This is a genomic window from Pseudomonas sp. LAM2023 (genome assembly GCF_016620375.1).
GTDB lineage: Bacteria > Pseudomonadota > Gammaproteobacteria > Pseudomonadales > Pseudomonadaceae > Aquipseudomonas > Aquipseudomonas anuradhapurensis.
In genome coordinates, this window is the sequence record NZ_JAENHV010000001.1 from 1 (window position 1) to 2256 (window position 2256).

Annotated in this window: 3 protein-coding genes and 1 pseudogene; all 4 read left to right on the forward strand. The window is 49.4% G+C overall.

Annotated elements, in window-relative coordinates; all coding sequences use genetic code 11:
- Nucleotides 1–951 (forward strand): RHS repeat-associated core domain-containing protein (locus JKP78_RS24930; RefSeq protein ID WP_234454370.1); only part of this gene is annotated, 951 nt, incomplete at its 5' end.
- Complete coding sequence (locus tag JKP78_RS00010) at nucleotides 944–1408, forward strand: hypothetical protein (RefSeq protein WP_200625797.1); 465 nt, start codon at nucleotides 944–946, stop codon at nucleotides 1406–1408. The genes JKP78_RS24930 and JKP78_RS00010, both read left to right, overlap by 8 nt.
- 201 nt (nucleotides 1409–1609) lie before the next feature.
- Complete coding sequence (locus JKP78_RS00015) at nucleotides 1610–1906, forward strand: Imm50 family immunity protein (RefSeq protein ID WP_200625798.1); 297 nt, start codon at nucleotides 1610–1612, stop codon at nucleotides 1904–1906.
- A 166-nt stretch (nucleotides 1907–2072) separates the two neighbouring features.
- Nucleotides 2073–2256: pseudogene (locus tag JKP78_RS00020) on the forward strand (hypothetical protein); the annotation flags it as partial.

Here is a 2256-nt window from a genome sequence, read left to right on the forward strand (position 1 = left end):
TTTACCCTGTTTGGCTGGGATGGCGACACCCTGGCCTGGGAGAGCTCACCGCCAAGGGACGATGGCGATACTGGCCGTACCGTGCATTACCTGTACGAGCCGGGCAGCTTTGTGCCGGTCGCTCAGGCGCTGCGCAAGAGCCCGATCCGTTTGCATAAACAACCGGACTGGAGCCAGCGCGAATACGACTTTGACCAGGATCCGCTGTGGCATACGGAGGTGAAGCCGCAGGCGTTCGATGCGATTGCCTGGTATCAGTGCGACCATCTCGGTACGCCGATGGAGCTGACCGATGAGCAGGGCAATGTTGCTTGGGCGGGGCAGTACAAGGCGTGGGGTGAAGTCCGTGAGGAACGTTCGGCGTGGGCCAAACAACACGGCCTGGGCAACCCGATTCGCTTCCAGGGGCAGTACCATGATCAGGAAACGGGACTAAACTACAATCGCTACCGATATTACAGTCCTCAGACTGGCCGTTTTGTTAATCACGATCCAATCAACTACGCTGGTGGCCTAAACCTCTACCTATATGCTGCGAATCCTGTAACTTGGATAGATCCCCTGGGCTTAGCGCGAATTAAGGGGATCACACCCAATAATAAGGGAACCAGAACCACAATCGAAGCAGATAATCTCGAAGGAGCAGTAGAGGGCTATAGTGTGAAAGCTGGCGGGCTGGGCGCGCATCATCCAGTTGTAAAAGAACTTTATGATGACGCTGAAAGAGCAGGGGTCGGATCTCCTTTCAATGGGCATTGTGGCGAGGCTGATGGACTTAGTCGAATCGCACATGATAATGATGTACAAACTGTACGTCACCTGAGGCGCATTGTAAGCGGGGGTACATCAACCACCGTGCGAAATGATGGGAAGCCGATGCCTTATTGTTCTTCATGTGCTCATGTAATGGCTGTGTTGGGGGTAGATGATGGGTGCGCAAAAAATGAATGACTTGAACTCGGATAAGATCGATCGCCTTGAAGGTCAACTCATTTCGGATGGGGTGAGTATTAACGAAATGTCAGCAGCCTTCTCTATGTATTTATTGAGCTGCCTTGACGGAGGGCGGGTGAAAATAGATGGAAAATATGCCGATGCAATTCGTGAGTCCTTGGGCTTTTCGGCAAATATTGGAATTGTTAATGCTAGTAATGAAAAGAAGAAGTCTTATAGGCTAAAGATGGCGGAAATTGAAATAAGTCTAAGGCGTGTGGATCCGGTCACGTCAGCCGTAGCGAGATGCGCTGGGGATTGTTTGTACGGCGAACTTGATTGGCAACAAAATAATGATGGGGACGATACTCCGCTTTTCTACTATCTCTATCACTTGGAGCGTGTAATCCCAAGTGTGGCCGATGATTTTTTTGCTTTTTTCTGTGGTTATTTTGGAATTATGAATATTGGGTGAGTATGTAGTGGAGGGCGAAGGGCTTTATCAAGTGTATGGTGGGTCTCGTAAATGGGTTGCGATGAGGGGCGTTATCATTAATTGAGGTAGGCTTTGTTGTATTGATTTTAATTGTTTAAGTGCAATGGTGTTAATTGCGAGCCACTTCAGGTCTCATAAAATGGACGATCGTTGTTGCTTTAACTGTGGTGGTGGAGAGTGGTGAATATCAGTCGGTTCATGAATCCGCAGGCATTAGCAGCCATGTATGGCGATACTCCTTCGTTTGTCGGTGCTGAAGCCTTGTCGGTTGTATTCGGTCGAGATGGTCCATCTGTTTCTGTTAAATTTATGATGAAGGGGAAACCTTTAAAAAAGCCTGCAAGATGGCCGGGTGTCTTTGATGTTGTGTATGTGGAAGTTTCATTTGGTGCGGCAGAAATTGTTGGTTTTTCTAAATGGGGGAGAATGTTGTGTCGGAGGTCTTGGCTTGTCTTATGGGTGGTAGGGACTTGGTGAAGTTTATTTTTGAAAATGGATGTTGCCTAGAGTTTTCGTATGACTGGGCTTGTGTTGAAGGTATTAATTATGGCCTAATTGGTAGCCCTTAAATTAGCGGAAAGTGGCGGCCGATGGATGTGTCGACTACCGTTTTTAAGTTGTTGCCAACGTGTGCTAAAACGACCAGTTGGTCGAGTTCACCGATGCGGCGGGCAACAAGACCGCCTATGAATACCAGGCTGGCCAACTGGCCAAGGTCACCCACCCGGACAAGACCGAGGAGCGTTTCAACTACGACGCAGAAGGCCGTCTGCTGGCCCATGTGGACGCCCTCGACCGCTGCACCACCTGGTCCTATAACGCTGTCG